Source organism: Bradyrhizobium sp. P3_C3, from assembly GCF_056402655.1.
Genome location: NZ_JBFUGY010000033.1, coordinates 49,725 through 66,845 on the forward strand (window position 1 = coordinate 49,725; position 17,121 = coordinate 66,845).

At 64.7% G+C, this 17,121-nt stretch carries 13 protein-coding genes; 6 read left to right on the forward strand and 7 right to left on the reverse strand.

Going from position 1 to position 17,121, the window contains the following annotated elements:
* Nucleotides 1-11: 11 nt before the first annotated feature.
* Together AC1DW2_RS30955 and AC1DW2_RS30960 are read left to right on the forward strand one after the other, a co-directional pair.
* Entirely contained in the window at nt 12-2,144 is a 2,133-nt protein-coding gene (locus AC1DW2_RS30955) for a type I secretion system permease/ATPase (RefSeq protein ID WP_477007854.1), read from the forward strand.
* On the forward strand, nt 2,131-3,579 hold the full coding sequence (locus AC1DW2_RS30960; protein ID WP_477007855.1) for an HlyD family type I secretion periplasmic adaptor subunit: 1,449 nt from the start codon (nt 2,131-2,133) through the stop codon (nt 3,577-3,579). The genes AC1DW2_RS30955 and AC1DW2_RS30960 overlap by 14 nt, the downstream gene beginning before the upstream one ends.
* Nucleotides 3,580-3,685: 106 nt before the next feature.
* Here AC1DW2_RS30960 and AC1DW2_RS30965 read toward each other — a convergent pair whose 3' ends face one another.
* The 3 genes from AC1DW2_RS30965 to AC1DW2_RS30975 form a co-directional block, all read right to left on the reverse strand.
* Nucleotides 3,686-5,548: an ABC-F family ATP-binding cassette domain-containing protein gene (locus tag AC1DW2_RS30965; protein WP_477007856.1), complete on the reverse strand. Its 1,863-nt coding sequence runs from the start codon at nt 5,546-5,548 to the stop codon at nt 3,686-3,688.
* Nucleotides 5,549-5,605: 57 nt separating this feature from the next.
* Nucleotides 5,606-5,779, reverse strand: coding sequence for a hypothetical protein (locus AC1DW2_RS30970; RefSeq protein WP_166096073.1), 174 nt, complete (start codon nt 5,777-5,779; stop codon nt 5,606-5,608).
* A gap of 216 nt (nt 5,780-5,995) precedes the next feature.
* Entirely contained in the window at nt 5,996-6,250 is a 255-nt protein-coding gene (locus AC1DW2_RS30975) for a hypothetical protein (protein ID WP_014495771.1), read from the reverse strand.
* A gap of 311 nt (nt 6,251-6,561) precedes the next feature.
* Here AC1DW2_RS30975 and ndk point away from each other — a divergent pair, with 311 nt between their 5' ends.
* From ndk to AC1DW2_RS30995, 4 genes are all read left to right on the forward strand, one after another.
* A complete protein-coding gene (gene ndk / locus AC1DW2_RS30980; protein ID WP_027535388.1) occupies nt 6,562-6,984 on the forward strand; it encodes a nucleoside-diphosphate kinase in 423 nt (140 codons plus the stop codon).
* 41 nt (nt 6,985-7,025) lie between these two features.
* A complete protein-coding gene (locus AC1DW2_RS30985; protein ID WP_477007857.1) occupies nt 7,026-7,886 on the forward strand; it encodes a TerC family protein in 861 nt (286 codons plus the stop codon).
* A 623-nt stretch (nt 7,887-8,509) separates the two neighbouring features.
* Entirely contained in the window at nt 8,510-10,555 is a 2,046-nt protein-coding gene (locus AC1DW2_RS30990; protein ID WP_477007858.1) for a TonB-dependent receptor, read from the forward strand.
* 12 nt (nt 10,556-10,567) lie between these two features.
* Nucleotides 10,568-11,734 carry a PepSY-associated TM helix domain-containing protein gene (locus AC1DW2_RS30995; RefSeq protein ID WP_477007859.1) on the forward strand — a complete coding sequence of 389 codons (1,167 nt, stop codon included), beginning with the start codon at nt 10,568-10,570 and terminating at the stop codon, nt 11,732-11,734.
* A gap of 97 nt (nt 11,735-11,831) precedes the next feature.
* Here AC1DW2_RS30995 and ppx read toward each other — a convergent pair whose 3' ends face one another.
* The 4 genes from ppx to AC1DW2_RS31015 form a co-directional block, all read right to left on the reverse strand.
* A complete protein-coding gene (gene ppx / locus AC1DW2_RS31000) occupies nt 11,832-13,334 on the reverse strand; it encodes an exopolyphosphatase (protein ID WP_041957841.1) in 1,503 nt (500 codons plus the stop codon).
* A 15-nt stretch (nt 13,335-13,349) separates the two neighbouring features.
* Nucleotides 13,350-15,542 (reverse strand): RNA degradosome polyphosphate kinase, encoded by a 2,193-nt coding sequence (locus AC1DW2_RS31005; RefSeq protein ID WP_063983670.1) that lies wholly within the window; start codon nt 15,540-15,542, stop codon nt 13,350-13,352.
* 144 nt (nt 15,543-15,686) lie between these two features.
* Nucleotides 15,687-16,364, reverse strand: coding sequence for a P-loop NTPase family protein (locus AC1DW2_RS31010; protein ID WP_439034789.1), 678 nt, complete (start codon nt 16,362-16,364; stop codon nt 15,687-15,689).
* Between the two features lie 112 nt (nt 16,365-16,476).
* Nucleotides 16,477-17,019 carry a CDP-alcohol phosphatidyltransferase family protein gene (locus AC1DW2_RS31015; RefSeq protein WP_208086450.1) on the reverse strand — a complete coding sequence of 181 codons (543 nt, stop codon included), beginning with the start codon at nt 17,017-17,019 and terminating at the stop codon, nt 16,477-16,479.
* Nucleotides 17,020-17,121: the final 102 nt, after the last annotated feature.

A 17,121-nucleotide genomic window follows, 5' to 3' on the forward strand; every position in this document is an offset into this window, starting at 1 on the left:
GGAGAACGCCCATGACCACGAACGCGGTCTCGACCGATACGGGGTTGGACGCGCTGCTCACCCTGCTGCATTTGCAAGGTGTTGCGGCCGACCGCGACCAGCTCAGGCACCGGACCGGAACGGCTATCTTTGGCGCAGCGGAGATCATCCGCTGCGCCAAGTCTCTCGGCCTCAAGGCACGAACCTATCGAACGCAGTGGAGTCGTCTTTCGGGGAGCCCGCTGCCGGCGATCGCGATACTGCGCGACGGCAGCTTCATGGTCATCGCGAAAGCCTCCGCCGACAAGGTGCTGGTGCAATCGCCGCAGGCCCAGCGCCCGGTGCTGATGGAGCGCGACGAGCTGTGCGCGATCTGGGACGGCGGACTGATCCTGATGGCCCGGCGCGCCGGGCTCTCCGACCTCGGGCGCCATTTCGATATCACCTGGTTCATCGCTGCGATCGGCAAATACCGGCGGCTGTTCGGCGAGGTGCTGGCCGCCTCGTTCTTCCTCCAGCTCTTCGCGCTGGTCTCGCCGCTGTTCTTCCAGGTCGTGATCGACAAGGTGCTGGTGCATCGCTCGCTGTCCACGCTCGACGTGCTCGTCATCGGTCTCGTCGTCGTCTCGCTGTTCGACACGGTGCTGGGTATCCTGCGCAATTATCTGTTTGCGCATACGACCAACCGCATCGACGTGGAGCTGGGGGCGCGGCTGTTCCACCACCTTCTGGCATTGCCGATGGCCTGGTTTCAGGCGCGGCGCGTCGGCGATTCCGTGGCGCGGGTTCGCGAGCTCGAGAACATCCGCAATTTCATCACCAGCTCGTCGCTGACGCTGCTCATCGACCTGTTCTTCACCTCGGTATTCCTGGCGGTGATGTTCGCCTATTCGCCGCTGATGAGCTGCATCGTGCTGGCATCGTTCCCGTTCTACATCGCGATCTCGGCGGTGGCGACGCCGCTGTTTCGGCGCAGGCTGGACGAGAAATTCCGCCGCGGCGCCGAGAACCAGGCTTTTCTGGTCGAGAGTGTCAGCGGCATCGAGACGCTGAAGGCGATGGCGGTCGAGCCGCAGATGCAGCGCCGCTGGGAAGAACAGCTCGCCGGCTATGTCTCGGCGAGTTTTGGTGTCACCAGCCTTGGCAACACCGCAAGCCAGCTCGTGCAGTTCGTCAGCAAGGTCGTGACCGCCGCCATTCTCTATGTCGGCGCGCGCCTCGCGATCGGCGACGCATTGACCGTCGGCGAGCTCGTGGCCTTCAACATTTTTGCGGGGCGCGTTTCGGCGCCCGTGCTGCGGCTGGCCCAGGTCTGGCAGGATTTTCATCAGGCGCGGCTCTCGATCGCGCGGCTTGGCGACATCCTCAACAGCGCGGCTGAGCCGGCTTATTCGGCCGCGCGTGCGGGGCTGCCGCCGATCCGGGGCAATATCCGGTTCGAGCACGTGTCGTTCCGCTACCGGCTCGATGGGCCGGAAATCCTGCATGACGTCTCGTTCGATGTTCCGGCCGGGCAAACCGTCGGCATCGTCGGATCGTCGGGCTCGGGCAAGAGCACGTTCGCCAAGCTGGTGCAGCGGCTCTACGTTCCGCAAGGCGGCCGCGTGCTGATCGACGGAATGGATCTGGTGATGACCGATCCGGCCTGGCTCCGCCGCCAGATCGGCGTGGTGCTCCAGGACAACATGCTGTTCAACCGCTCGGTGCGCGACAACATCGCGCTGGCCGATCCGACCCTGCCGATGGACCGCATCATGGACGCAGCAAAACTTGCGGGCGCGCATGATTTCATTCTGGAGCTTCCCGAAGGCTACGACACTGTCGTCGGCGAGCGCGGCTCGACGCTCTCGGGCGGGCAGCGCCAGCGCATCGCGATCGCCCGCGCGTTGGTGACCAATCCCCGCATCCTGATCTTCGATGAAGCGACCAGCGCGCTCGATTATGAAAGCGAGCGGATCATCCATGAGAACATGAAGGAGATCGCGAGGGGCCGCACCGTCCTGATCATCGCGCATCGGCTGTCCACCGTTCGCGGCGCCGATCGCATTTTCACGCTGGAGCGCGGCCGTCTGGTCGAGGACGGCACGCATGACGCGTTGATCAAGACCGGTGGCCGATACGCGGCCCTGCATCGTCTCCAGGGAGGGATCTATGAGGTCGGCTAGCGCGGTGCCGGCCCCGCGGCCGGAGCAGACCGTCGTTCCCTTCCGGAAAGCGAAGGCGCGGCGCACTGAAGAGATCGCCTTCCTGCCCGCGGCCCTGGAGATTGCCGAGGCGCCACCGTCACCGATCGGCCGGGCCATCGCGATCGCCCTGATGCTCCTTGTCTGCGCGGCACTCGCGTGGTCGGCATGGGGCACGATCGACATCGTGGCGTCCGCAACCGGGAAGGTGGTGTCGAGCGGGCGAAGCAAGGTGGTCCAGCCGTTCGAGACCGGGGTGGTGCGCGCCATCCACGTGCAGGACGGGCAGGCGGTCAAATCGGGCGACGTGCTGATCGAGCTCGATCCGACCGTGAATGCCGCGGAGCGCGATCACCTGCATGACGATCTCATGGCCGAACGGCTCAATATGGCGCGTCTCCGCGCCGCATTGGCAAGCGGCGAAGATGCCTCCACCGATCTCGTCCCGCCTGCGGATGCCGATCCCTCGCTGGTCGCGACACAGCGGCAGCTTCTTGCCAATCAGGTCAGCGAGCATCGCGCCAAATTGGCGTCGCTTGCGCGCCAGCAGGCGCAGAAGGAGGCCGAGCATCAGACCATTGCGGCGACGATCCACAAGCTGGATGCGTTGCTCCCCGTCACCCAGCAGCGCGTCGATATCCGCAAGATTCTGATGGAGAAGGAAATCGGCTCGAAGCTGACCTATTACGAGACCCTTCAGCTTCTGATCGAGCAGCAGGAGGAGCTTCGCGTCCAGAGCAGCCATCTGAAGGAAGCCGAGGCGGCCGTCGCCGCGATCCGGGAGACCCGCACCCAGGCCGTGGCTGAGTATCGCAAGAGCCTGTCCGACGAACTCGCCAAGAGCGAGCAGAAAGCCAATGGCGTCGCGCGCGATCTGATCAAGGCGCAGCAGCGGACCCGGCTGCAGCAGCTGACCTCGCCGGTCGACGGCGTCGTGCAGCAGCTTGCGGTCCACACCGTGGGCGGCGTGGTCACGCCCGCGCAATCGCTGCTGGTGATCGTGCCATCGGATACGCGGCTCGAGGTCGAGGCGATGATCTCCAACCGCGACATCGGCTTCGTCGAGGCCGGGCAGGATGCCGCCGTCAAGATCGACACCTTCAACTTCACCCGCTACGGCCTGCTGGAGGGACGGGTGCTGAGCGTCTCGCAGGACGCCATCATCCGCGACCGTCCGCCGGGAAGCGACCGCGCGCTCGGGACGCCGCGCGACAGCAGCGAGCCTAACGGGCAGGAGCTGAGCTACAGCGCACGCATCTCGCTCGATCGTACGCAAATGCAGGTGGACGATCGCCTCGTCAGCCTGTCACCGGGAATGGCCGTGACGGTGGAGATCAGGACCGGCTCGCGCACCATTTTGAGCTACCTGTTATCGCCATTGCAGCGCTACCGGCACGAGATCATGCGGGAGCGCTGATGTCTGCTGATTAAGCCAGGCGTTTCAACGGCTTGAGTGGTCTCACCGACGCTCCGGCCGCACCAGCCCCGCTACTGTGCATGGGGTTGTTTTTCAGATTTTGAGTCTAGCCCGCCGCTTCGTCGAACTGCGTGCTCGCCTCCAGCCACTGTTCCTCCGCACGCGCCAGCGCGTCGGCGGCGTTGGCGCGTGCCTTCGACAGCTGCGCGGCCTGCTTGGGATCCCGGGTGAAGATGTCGGGCAGGGCGAGCGCGGTGTCGATCTTGGTGATGATCTCGCTGACGCGGGCGATCTCGCTCTCGGCTTCCGCGATGCGCTTCTTCAGCGAGCCGCGATTGTCCGATCTCGGGCGCTGCGGCTTCTCGCTCGCGGCGCTACGCTCGCGCGGGGCGGGCTCGCCGTTGCGCACCGACAGCACCAGGCGGCGGTACTCGTCGAGGTCGCCGTCGTAATTGGTCACGGTCCGGTCGGCGACGATCCAGAGTTGGTCGGCGCAGGACTCAATCAGATAGCGGTCGTGCGAAACCATGATGACGGCGCCGGGGAATTCGTTGATCGCCTCCGCAAGCGCAGCGCGGCTGTCGATGTCGAGATGGTTGGTCGGCTCGTCCAGAATGATCATGTTGGGGCCGAAGAAGGTCGCCAGCCCCAGCAGCAAGCGCGCCTTCTCGCCGCCAGACAATTTCCCGACCTTGGTATCGGCCGCCTTGCCGGAGAATCCGATGGCGCCGGCGCGTGCGCGCACCTTGGCCTCGGGCGCTTCACCCATAAGCTTGCGGACGTGGTCGTAGGTCGAGGCATCCTCGTTCAATTCGTCGAGCTGGTGCTGGGCGAAATAGGCAATCGAGAGCTTGTCGGCACGCGTCACCTTGCCCGAGAACGGTGCGAGGCGGCCCGCGAGCAGTTTCACCAGCGTCGACTTGCCGTTGCCGTTGGAACCAAGGAGCGCGATGCGGTCGTCATTGTCGACGCGCAAGGTGACGCGGTTAAGCACGGGCGTGTTCGGATCGTAGCCGACCACGACGTTGTCGGCGGCGATGATCGGCGGCGACAGGATTTTCTCCGGCGCGGGAAAGCTGATTTCGCGCACGTCCTGGGTGACCAGCGCCGTGATCGGCTTCAGCCGCTCCAGCATTTTTACACGAGATTGCGCCTGGCGGGCTTTCGAGGCTTTCGCCTTGAAGCGGTCGACGAAGGCCTGCAGCCGCGCGCGTTCGGCTTCCTGGCGCTTGACCGCCTTGGCATCGAGCAGCTCGCGCATGGCCCGTTGCTCCTCGAAGGAGGAATAGGTGCCTTTGTAGAGAGTGAGCTTGCCGCGCTCCAGATGCAGGATCTGGTCGACCGAGCTTTCCAGCAGGTCGCGGTCATGGCTGATCACGATCACCGTGCGCGGATAATGCGCAAGGTGATCCTCGAGCCACAGCGTGCCTTCGAGGTCGAGATAGTTGGTGGGCTCGTCGAGCAGCAGGAGGTCAGGGGCGGCGAACAGCGTGGCGGCGAGCGCGACGCGCATGCGCCAGCCGCCGGAGAATTCGGCGCAGGGGCGAAGCTGGTCGGTGGCGGAGAAGCCGAGGCCGGACAGGATCGCGGCCGCGCGGCTCGGCGCCGAATGGGCGTCGATGTCGACGAGGCGGGTCTGGATCTCGGCGATCCGGTGCGGGTCGGTCGCGCTCTCCGCTTCGTGAAGCAGCGCGTCGCGTTCGAGGTCGGCCTTGAGCACGACGGAGATCAGGCTTTCGGGGCCGTTCGGGGCCTCCTGCGCGAGGCTGCCGACGCGCCAGCGTGGCGGCAGGGTGACCGTGCCGTGCTCGGCCGCCAGCTCGCCGCGGATCACCTTGAACAGGGTCGACTTGCCGGTGCCGTTGCGCCCGACCATGCCGACGCGCGCGCCGGGCGTGATCTGCACGGAACTCTGGTCAATCAGAAGGCGTCCGGCAAGGCGGATGGAGAGGTCGGTGATAGCAAGCATGCGGCCTTGTCACCGCAAGGCGCGTCGAACGCAACCCGTTTTTGCGTGAGCCTCACGTCAGTGCGAATCGCGGTCGCGCTGCTTCAACTCGTCGAGGAGCTGTTCGAGGTGCGTAGGGAGCCGTGGTTCGGGGCGCAGGCTCTGCTGAAGCCGTTCGCCCACCGCATCGCAAATCGAGCGGCTGGTGCGCCGGTCGATCTGTTCGCTGTCATTGGCAAAAAGGCCAGCCATTGTGGGGTTCCGTGTTCTCAAAGTGATGACACGGTACCAAGTCCTTGGCCCCCCAAATGGTTTCGCCGCTCGCGGAGATTGCCCGGCCCTCTAGTAAAAATTGCATGAAGCCGGGCAAAGGCCGCCCAAATACAAAGCCCCGGCGCAGGGGAACGCCGGGGCTTCGCTTGGAAGGTACCTGGGGGGCCTAGGTACCTCAGGAAGGTGCTGTCGGGCTCAGTAGCAGCGGTTGATCAGCCGCCAGCGGGGTCCCCAGGGGGTCGGGACCAGCCGGCGCACGTAGCAGCCGCCATAACCGTAGGAGACGGGGCCGCCGGCATAGAAGCGCGGTCCACCCCAGCCGTGATGCCAGCCACCGCCGCCGCCGTGCCAGCCCCAGCCGCCATGCCAGTGAGCGGAGGCGGAGGTCGGCGCCAGCGCGGCACCCAGCGCAACCGCGGCGACAGCGGCAAGCGAAAGTTTCCTCAACATGGTGATCTCCTAAAGACTGCCGGCGCGGGGCTATCGCGTCGATGGAAAGGCCGCCGAAACGGTCTGCCTGATGATCGGGCTTTCGGTTTCGATAGGCCCGACCTTACGCCGGCGAAGCTGAACCAAGCCCTGAACGGAGCCTTCAGATTGGGTTCATCTGGGTGAAATCTCGGTAATCCATGACTAGATCCGGCGGGGCAGCCTGCGGCGAAGCGTCCGGGGGCGGTTTTGGCGGTCGCTTGCCGTCCGGCAAAGGCGCCGATATAAGCCCGGCAACTCCGAACCACCGCTTTCTTCTCAAGGACAAGATTATGGCCATCGAACGCACTTTCTCGATCATCAAGCCCGATGCGACCGCGCGTAACCTGACCGGTGCGGTCAACGCCGTGATCGAGAAGGCGGGCCTGCGCATCGTCGCGCAGAAGCGCATCCGCATGACCAAGGAACAGGCCGAGACCTTCTATGCCGTGCACAAGGCGCGCCCGTTCTTCGGCGAGCTCGTCGAGTTCATGACCTCGGGCCCCGTGGTGGTCCAGGTGCTGGAAGCCGAGGGCGCCATTGCCAAGTACCGCGACGCGATGGGTGCGACCGATCCGTCCAAGGCCGCCGACGGCACCATCCGCAAGCTCTACGCAAAGTCGATCGGCGAGAATTCCGCTCACGGCTCGGATGCGCCGGAGACCGCCGCGATCGAAATCGCGCAGTTCTTCTCGGGCAACGAGATCGTCGGCTGATCAGCCGATAGGTTAATATCGACGGGGCGAAAGGACGTATTGTGAACTGGCTCTGGCAGGTCTTCGATCCCGCTTCGATCGGGGCATTCTTCACCCAGTTTCGCAACGAGATGGCCGAACCGACCTTCTGGATTGCGGTCGGCAAGATCATCTGGATCAACATCCTGCTCTCCGGCGACAACGCGCTGGTGATTGCGCTCGCCTGCCGCGGACTCAAGCCGCGGCACCGGCTGTGGGGCATGATCTTCGGCGCCGGCGCAGCCGTGCTGCTACGGATCATCTTCACCGGCATCGTCGCGAGCTTGATGGAGCTGCCGTATCTCAAGCTCGTCGGCGGTCTCGCGCTGATCGTGATCGCGGCGAAGCTCCTGGTGCCGGAGAACGAGGACGAGGAGGGCGTCGAGTCCGCCTCGCATCTGTGGCAGGCGGTGCAGATCGTCGTCGTCGCCGACATCGTCATGAGTCTCGACAACGTCATTGCGGTGGCCGCCGCCGCCAATGGCAGCGTGCCGCTGCTGATCCTCGGCCTTGCCATCAGCGTGCCGCTGATCGTCGCCGGTGCGGCCCTGATCATGGCGCTGCTCGCAAAGCTGCCGGTCCTGGTCTGGGCGGGTGCAGCACTGCTCGGCTGGATCTCGGGCGAGGTGATCGCGACCGATCCCGGCATCGCGCCGAAGCTGCACACGCTGTTCGACGGCCCGCTCGGTGCCTCGCTGGACAGCATGCTCGGCGCGCTTCGCATCCCGCCCCAATTCGCCCATGGCGGCGGAGGCGGCGAATATCTCTGCGCCGCTCTCGGCGTCGTCGTCGTGCTGGTCGTCGGCAGCATCTGGCGCCGGCGCAGCCTGAGCGCGGCCGCGCTGGAGTCCTCCGAGCGCCACGCCAAGGCCTCGGCGGAGTAATCTCCACGGCATGATCTGGTTTTGCTTGCCTCTTCCCGGCGGGGAGAGGTGTTGCGCGCGATCATTCTGACAGCCGCCGTCCCCACTGAACCGGTCATCATAGCTCCGCACGCCGGCGAGCATTGCCGCCTTATGGCGAACTCGCGCGTCAGGCGGTCACGCACAGTGCGGTCCGGCACTTCGTGGGTGACCCACAGCGCTCTCAACCTCTGCGCGATTTAGACTTTGACTTATTATAAACTACTGAAAATAAAGGCGTTTTTATTGACTTGGCGGCTCATGCCGCGGCACGTCGCTCCGGTATTTATTCCTGTCAAACCGGAAGCTGTTGAGAGATGCCTTCGAGAGCCACCTGCCGCCCTGCTGCTATTCTTGCCGCTACCGTCAAATCCCATTCGAAGTTCTCCAGACCGACGGCCTTCGCGGCCTCTCTGGTCTCCATCGCCTTGTTCGGCGACGGCTTCCTTCACCGCACCAGCGCGCAAAGCGCTGCGCCGGAGACGGCGACAGCCTTGCCGGCGGTGACCGTCACTGCCGACGTGCCGAAGCAGCGTGCACGCCCGCGTTTGAACCCAAGTCGAAGGGCGGGCCGTCAAAGCGCGCCCGCGAATGAGCGGGCCAGGATGCAGGCGGAAGCGAAGCCCGCTGCCGCAAGGCCCGGCGCACTCCCGCCCTCCTACCCAGGTGGGCAGGTCGCCCGCGGAGGCCAGATCGGCTTGCTGGGCAACAGGGATTTCATGGACACGCCGTTCAACATCACCAGTTACACGGCGAAGAAGATCGAAGATCAGCAGGCCAGCACGATAGCCGACGTCGTCAGCAACGACCCTTCGGTCCGTTTCACCGGTCAGACCGGCGGCATTCTCGACTCCTTCTTCATCCGCGGCTTTCCGATCGGCGAGGGGAATGTCGGAGAAATTGCCTTCAACGGTGTCTACGGTGTTGCGCCGAACTACCGTGTCTTCACCGACTACGTCGAACGGATCGAGATCATCAAGGGCCCGACCGCGCTGCTTTACGGGATGGCCCCGAACAGCAGCGTCGGGGGCACCATCAATATCGTCCCGAAGCGTGCCTCTGATGTCGATCTCACACGGGTTACGACCGACTACGCGACGAACAGCCAGTTCGGCACGCATCTCGACGTCAGCCGACGGTTCGGCGAGAACCGCGAATTCGGAATTCGCGTCAATGGCAGCTATCACAATGGTGATACGCCGCTGGACAACCAGAACCGGGAGGCGCATGTCGGCGCCGCCGCGTTCGATTATCGCGGTGAGAAATTCAGAGCATCGCTCGACTTCATCGATCAGGAAGAAAAGTTCGACGCGCCCACGAGACCGTTTCTGGTCGCAACAGGCGTAGCTGTCCCGACCGCGCCGGTCGGGAGGCGCAATGTCACGCAGGCCTGGGAATGGGCCAAGGTTCATGACAACTCGCTGCAGGCGCGCGCCGAATACGATGTGACGGATTCCGTGACGGTGTTCGCCGACGGCGGTGGCGGCAGGACCCAGGTCGATCGCTTGTTCGGCACGCCGACGATCCTGAACGCGGCCGGCAACACCACGTCGACACCGGGACGCTTCAAATTCGATATTGACAGGAATGTCGCCGACGCCGGTGTGCGCGCCCGGTTTGAAACCGGCGCGATCAGTCACGCCGTGAGTTTCCAGGGCAGCTACTACACGGATCAGATCTCACGGGGCTCTGTGTCCGGGACGCCGGTTCTGTCCAACATCTATGCGCCGATCGCCCGTCCTGAGCAGCTCGTTGCTGCTCCCGCGACTGTTCCGAAGCTTTCGGATACCGAATTGACCGGCCTTGCGCTGGCTGACACTTTGTCGGTTTTTCAGGAGCGCCTTCAGCTGACCGTCGGCGTGCGCCAGCAGGGGGTGAAGTCCAACAACTTCAATACCACCACGGGAGCGGTCACGTCCTCCTATGACCAGACGGCGCTCACGCCGATGGTCGGCCTCGTCGTCAAGCCCTGGAGCAACGTTTCGCTCTACACCAACTACATCGAGGGGCTCAGCAAGGGCGACATCGCACCGACGACCGCGAGCAATCAGGGGGAAGTTCTTGCGCCTTACTTCAGCAAGCAGCATGAGGCAGGCGTCAAGGTCGACTTCGGAATGCTGGCCACCACGATCAGCGTGTTCCAGATCACCAAGCCGTCGGGACAATTGGGTGTCGACAAGATCTTCCGGGCGGACGCCGAACAGCGCAATCGCGGCCTGGAGTTCACCGTATTCGGAGAGGTGCAGCCGGGCATACGGGTCCTTGGCGGCGTGACGTTGATCGATGCGGAGCTGACAAAGACAAGCACGCCAACCAATCTCGGCAAGACGCCGATCGGTGTGCCTCAGGTGCAGGCAAACCTGTCCGCTGAATGGGACACCCCGTTCGCGCCCGGACTGACGCTGGTCGCAAACACCATCTATACGGGACACCAATATCTGGATGCGGCGAACATGCAGGTCGTTCCGGCCTGGACGAGGCTCGACCTGGGTGCCCGCTACAACACGCGGATCAACAACCGGCCGGTGACGCTGCGGGCCCTGGTTCAGAACGTGTTCGATACCAATTACTGGGCTGGCGTGGCGAGCTTCTCCGCATTGTCGCAAGGTGTACCGCGAACCCTGCTATTGTCGATGTCGACGGATTTCTGAGGCGGGTCGGCTTTGACGCGTGCAACGGCGATGTTGCCGGCCCCGAACCTCACCGGACGCGCACGGCGTGGGCTGCTGTGGGCTCATCGATGGCTCGGATTACTCGGCGGCATCGTCGTGGTGCTGATCGGCCTCACGGGTAGCTTCATCGTCTTCTATCGGGAAATCGACGCCGCCCTGAACCCGGCGCTTTACACTCCCGCCGGTCGGGAACGAGAGGCGACGTTGAGCGAGGTGATGCGCGCGGCCGCGGCAGCGGATCCCGCGCCGATAGCCACGATCCTCGCGCCGGATCGGACCTGGCCGGTCTGGGTCGTGATACATGCGCATGAAACTGCGAAAGGCCGCTACCCGAATCGCTGGACGACCATGGTCGATCCTTCGAACGGGAAGGTGCTCGGGCGGCGTGACTACATCAACGCGTTCTCCCTTAAGGTTTATCGTCTGCACTACACGCTGCTGCTCTACGAGTGGTGGGGCAAAGAGCTGGTCGGCGTTGTCGGGTTCATGCTGCTCGGCCTGGCCATGTCAGGCGTCATCTTGTGGTGGCCGAGGCCGGGTCGATTCTGGCGATCGGTGTCGGTCCGGAAGGACGTTTCGCTGCTTCGATTTGTTTTCGACGTCCACGGCACGGCCGGCTTTTGGGCGCTGCTCGCGCTCACGGTGATCTCGATGACCGGCGTCGGGATCATTTTTCCCGACGTGGTGCGTCCCATCGTCGGCCTTGTGTCGCAACCGACGGCCGATCCCTCGCCGCGGATCGAAGCGCCGCCCCCCACGGGGACACCGCCGCTATCACCCGATGCGATCATGCGGAGCGCGCAAGCGGCCAAGCCGGGCATGGCGGTTGCCATGCTGAGCCCGCCCACCGAAACGCGCAACACGTGGCGGGTGCAGTTCCGGGCCGCGGGTGCTGATCCCGCGGTACGTGCCCGGGGGGCGATCTGGCTCGATCCATGGAGTGGCGCAGTGGTGCACGATCGCACTTCGGCCGCGATGTCGATGGGGGATCGCTATCTGGCCGAACAGCTCTGGATCCATAACGGCGCGACGTTCGGGCTGATCGGGCGCCTGTTGGTGTTCGCAGCCGGCTTCGCACCTCTCGCCCTGTTCATCAGCGGCGCGATCATGTGGCTCAAGAAGCGTCCGGGAAGGATCAGGACCGGCCAGCTGGTCTAAAGCGCGACGAGATTGGAATCAATCGTTATCGCGCTTTAGGTTGTTGTTTGAGCATGATCTTTTCGGAAAACCGCTGCGCACTTTTCCGGATCATGCTCTAGCGCCGCACGATCGAGCCGGAGCGGCCGATCAGGCGGGCGAGGGCGCGGAAGCGGCTGCCGACGCGGTCGGCGACGAGGTCGACGAGCCGGTGCTCGAACACCAGCATCAGATTGCGGCCCTGGCTGCGGAAATGCGTGGCCGGCAGCACACCCGGGCGTGCCGCCGAGATCAGATGGGCGACGCGGAACGCGGCACCCAGCAGACGGGCGCGTTCGAGCTGGGCCGGTGTCAGCAGTTCCTGCATGGTCACCGGCGGCTGGTTCTCCTCGCTCAGGCCCGCATAGCGGTAGAACACGGACAGGCCGACGAAGGCGCGCTCGGTGTGGGTGATTGCGCCGAAATTGCCGTTGACGACCAGGCTCAGCGTCTGCTCGCCGCGATGGTCAGGGTGCACGCGCCAGCCGATGTCGGAGAGCAGGCACGCGGTGTGGCGCAAGCGGCGGTCCTCCTCGGTCTCGCGCAGCTTCACCACGCGCGCGAGGCGGTCGGTCCAGGCGATCAGCTCGCGGGCGTGCTTTGCCGAACGCGACAGCAGCTGATTGAGCTCTTCCGCGGCGCAGATCAGCCCGTCCTTGTTGCGCTCGGATTCCGACAGCTTCTCGTGCAAGAGGCCCTCGCGCACGCCGAAGGTCGAGAACACGATGGATTTGGGTTTCGCCACGCGGATGATGTGCTCGAGCACCAGCGCCGCATAGGTGAGGAGCGGGCGCCTGGCATCCGCGACGATCTCGATGTCGGCCAGCATGTCGGCGGCCGCAAGCCGGCGGAGCCGACGCGAAAAGTCGAGCGCTTCAGCTGCGGAAATGGAGTAGCCGTGCATCACCTGGAGCGGATAGCCGCTCTGGATGATGTGGATGCGCGCGAGCGCGCGCCAGGTGCCGCCGACGGCATAGAAGGTACGGCCGCGGCCGGCGGTGAGCTGCGGCACCTCGTCGAGCTCCTCGCGCACGATGCGGTCGGCGCGCTTGAGCGATTTGTGCGCGAGGTCCTGGAGCGCGAGGCCGCCGAGCGGCAGCGTCACGCCGCTGCGCACGCTGTTCTTGCGCACGTCGATCAGCTCGAGCGAGCCGCCGCCGAGATCGCCGACAATGCCGTCGGGATGGTGGATGCCGGAGATCACGCCGAGCGCCGACAGCCGTGCCTCGCGCGGGCCCGACAGGATTTCGATCTTCACGGCGCAGATGCGCTCGGCTTTCGCGATGAAGTCGGGGCCGTTGGAGGCATCGCGGCAGGCTGCGGTCGCAATCGCAAACACGCGACCGACCTGCATGACGCGGCACAGGGCCCGGAACCGCTTCAGCGAGGTCAGCGCCTTGTCGACGGCATCGGGCGCAAGCAGGCCCGTGCTCTGCACCTCGCGCCCGAGGCCGCACAGCGTCTTCTCGTTGAAGATCGGAATGAGGCTCCGCGTCAGTCCCTCGTAGACGACGAGACGGACCGAGTTGGAACCGATATCGATGACCGCGACGCTCGAGCCGCGCTTACGCGGCCGCTTCACGTCCTCGATCCCGGATCAAGATTGATGACGTTCATTACGGCGCGTGAGACGGCGCGGCGAGGATTCCTTGAGCGACTTTCCACGGCCAGATAGACTCGGATTTGTCATGAAGTAGTTGTGGACGTTGAAAGGCTCCTCGCCCTTCGCGGTCTTCATACGCGTCGAGGACCCGTCCGGCAACAATTGCCAGCTCTGCTCATTGTCCTTCAGATTCGCGACCATGATCTGTTCGAGAACCTGCTGATGCACCGTGGGATTTTGCAGCGGACACAGCACCTCGACGCGGCGGTCGAGGTTGCGCGGCATCATGTCGGCCGAGGAGATATACACAGCCGCTTTCGCGCTCGGCAGGCCCTGGCCCATGCCGAAACAGTAGATTCGGCCGTGTTCCAGGAAGCGCCCGATGATCGACTTGACGCGGATGTTCTCCGACAGGCCTGGAATGCCGGGCCTGAGGCAGCAGATTCCGCGCACGACGAGCTCGACCTGGACGCCGGCTTGCGAGGCCTCGTAGAGCGCGTCGATGATGTCGGGGTCGACCAGCGCATTCATCTTCATCCAGACCGCGCCGGGTCGGCCATGCCGCGCATGCGCGGTCTCGCCCTGGATGTGCTCGATGATGCGCTTGCGCAACGTCAGCGGCGACACCGCCATCTTTTCCAGATCGCTCGGCGCGGCATAACCGGTGATGAAGTTGAACACGCGCGCCGCGTCGCGGCCGATGGTCGGATCCGAGGTGAAGTAGGAGAGGTCGGTGTAGATACGTGCGGTGACGGGGTGATAATTGCCGGTGCCGGTGTGGACGTAAGTGGTGAGGCCGCCGCCCTCGCGGCGCACCACCATCGAGAGCTTCGCGTGCGTCTTCAGTTCGAGGAAGCCGTAGACGACCTGCACGCCGGCGCGTTCGAGGTCGCGCGCCCAGCGGATGTTGGCCTCCTCGTCGAAGCGCGCCTTCAATTCGATCAGCGCGGTGACGGACTTGCCGGCTTCGGCGGCTTCCGCCAGCGTGCGCACGATCGGCGAGTTGTTGGAGGTGCGGTACAGCGTCTGCTTGATCGCGACGACATCGGGATCGCGGGCGGCCTGCTGCAGGAACTGCACGACCACGTCGAAGGATTCGTAGGGATGATGGACGACGAGGTCCTTCTGCCGGATCGCGGCAAAGATGTCGCCGCCATGCTCGCGCACGCGCTCGGGATGGCGCGGTACGTAAGGGGTGAATTCGAGATCGGGCCGGTCGAGGCGGGTGAGCTGCGAGAGCTCGTTCATGGCGAGCACGCCGTCGACCAGGAAGACCTCGTCGTCGGCGGCCGACAGCGCATGCTGCACGAAGCTGCGCAGCTCCTCCGGCATCTTGCCGTCGATCTCGAGCCGGATCACCGACCCGCGGCGGCGGCGCTTCAGAGCGGTCTCGAACAGGCGAACGAGGTCTTCGGCCTCTTCCTCGATTTCGAGCTCGGAGTCGCGGATGATGCGGAAGGCGCCCTGGCCGTGGAGATTGTAGCCGGGGAACAGGCGGTTGATGAACAGCCCGGTCGCCTGCTCGAGCGAGATCAGCCGCACGACCTTGCCCTCGGCCGGCAGCCGGATGAAGCGGTCGATCTTGCCGGGCATACGAATTAGCGCGTTCATCTGCTTGCCGTCGGCGGCGCGCGTCAGCTGGAGCGCGATGGTGAAGCCGAGGCTCGGAATGAACGGGAAGGGGTGAGCCGGGTCGATCGCGAGCGGGGTCAACAGCGGAAACACGTTGTTGAGGAAGTAGTCCTCGATCCAGGTCCGTTCCGCCTTGGTGACGTCCTTGCCGTCGACCAGCACGATGCCTACGTCGGCCAGCGTGCCGCGCAGGTCGCGCCAGATCGCCTGCTGGTCGGAGGCAAGCTGCGAGACGGTGCGGTTGATCAGCGCGAGCTGCTCGGACGGCGTCAGGCCGTCGGGGCTGCGCTCGGCGATGCCCTCGCGGATCTGGGCCTTGATGCCAGCGACGCGGACCATGAAGAATTCGTCGAGGTTATTCGCTGAAATCGACAGGAATCGCACCCGCTCCAGCATGGGGTGGCTGGGATTGACCGCTTCCTCGAGGACGCGGCGGTTGAAATGCAGCCAGGAGAGCTCGCGATTGATGAAGCGCTCGGGACTTGAGGCAATCGCCGGCAGGCCCTCGGTCTCCGGGGCTTTTTCTTTAATTTCAACAGCTTGCGCAGAGTCCATCAGAAGTCGATCCATCCAGTTCGCCTCAATTTGCGACTTATGCGCAAAACCGGCGGGAGCATGTGTTAGTCCGATGACGTTTCGATGACATTGATGTTCCGCCGCTGCGCCGCGTCAAGCGGCCTTGGAGCCAGGGTGGAGGGGTCAGGCGTCCCGAAGCAGCTCGGCCGCCAGGGCCCGCGTGACGGGGCGACCGAGGCGCAGGGCCTCGCTGTCGAGCAGCTCAACGGCCTCCCGTGCGGCCGCCGAGGACCGCTCCAGGCGGGTGGCGAGGTAGCTGACCACGCTCTCATCCACGGTGAGCTGGCGGTCGGCGCAGAACTTGACGATCAGGCCGCGGAAAAGCTGGTCGTCGGGCGGCAGCAGCGAGATGACAGGCACCGCGCGCAGCCGCGAGCGCAGGTCGCGCAGCTCGATCTCGATCGACGCCGGTACCTCGCGGCCGGTGAAGAGCAGGTAGGCCCCATCCTCGCGGGCGAGGTTCATCAGATGAAACAGGGCCCGCTCGTCGAACTCTTTTGCCTTGAGATCCTCGACCACCAGCGCGCCGGTGGCGAGCGCGCCCGGGACGTTTTCGGCGGTCAGCCCATTGGCTGTGGTCGAGCGGGCGCCGGAAGCCTCGGCCCAGATCGCGGCGAGATGGCTCTTGCCGCTTCCTTCCGGGCCGGCCAGCCACATGATCCGGTTCGGCCATTCAGGCCAGGCATCGATGAGGGCAAGACCGGCTTCGTTGGCGGGGCCTTCGAGAAAATTGTCCCGGCTGAGGCTCTCCGCGTGCGGAAGCGAGAATGCCAATTGTCGGGGATGAACGCGGCCTGCCACGCTTGCTGTGCTCCGTGCCGGCGCGCCGGCTTCGTTTGAAGAGATTCGACGTCATCGAGCGGGAGTTGGCCTTTTGCGGGGCCGCATCCCGGTTCATTTGGCCTCGATCGTGCTACTTGGCTTCGATCGTACTCATGTGCCGCAGCCACTCGACGAGATAGAGCGACACGGACGAGAGCGTGAAGATCGTGACGAGGCCCATCAGGATCATATCATAGGGCGCCGGCTTGAAGCCGAAAGCGAGGGAGGCCAGCACCAGCGCCGCGTAGGCCACCTGGGCGGCGGTGTTGAGCTTCGACACCTTCGACGGCTTCATCTCGACCGGCTTGTCGAACAGCCAGGACACGATCACGGCGGCGACGATCATGATGTCGCGCGACACCACCAGGATCACGATCCAGCGCGGGATGTCGCCCCAGATCCCCAGCGCCAGATAGATCGAGACCAGCAGCGCCTTGTCCGCGAGCGGATCGAGCAGGGCGCCGAGCTCGCTCGTCATGTTGAAGCGCTTGGCGAGGAAGCCGTCGACCGCGTCGCTGACGCCGGCAATGAGGAAGACGGCGAACGCAACCTCCATTTGGCTCGACACGATGGCCCAGACGATGATTGGGACCAGCATGATGCGGCCCAGGGTAATGATATTCGGAATACTCACGCGGCGCTTCCTGGCACCCGGCCTGACCTCGAATCCGGCCCGATTGAAGGCTGAACCGGTTGATATCTACATAGTATAGGGCGGGGCGCCACGCTTGCCATT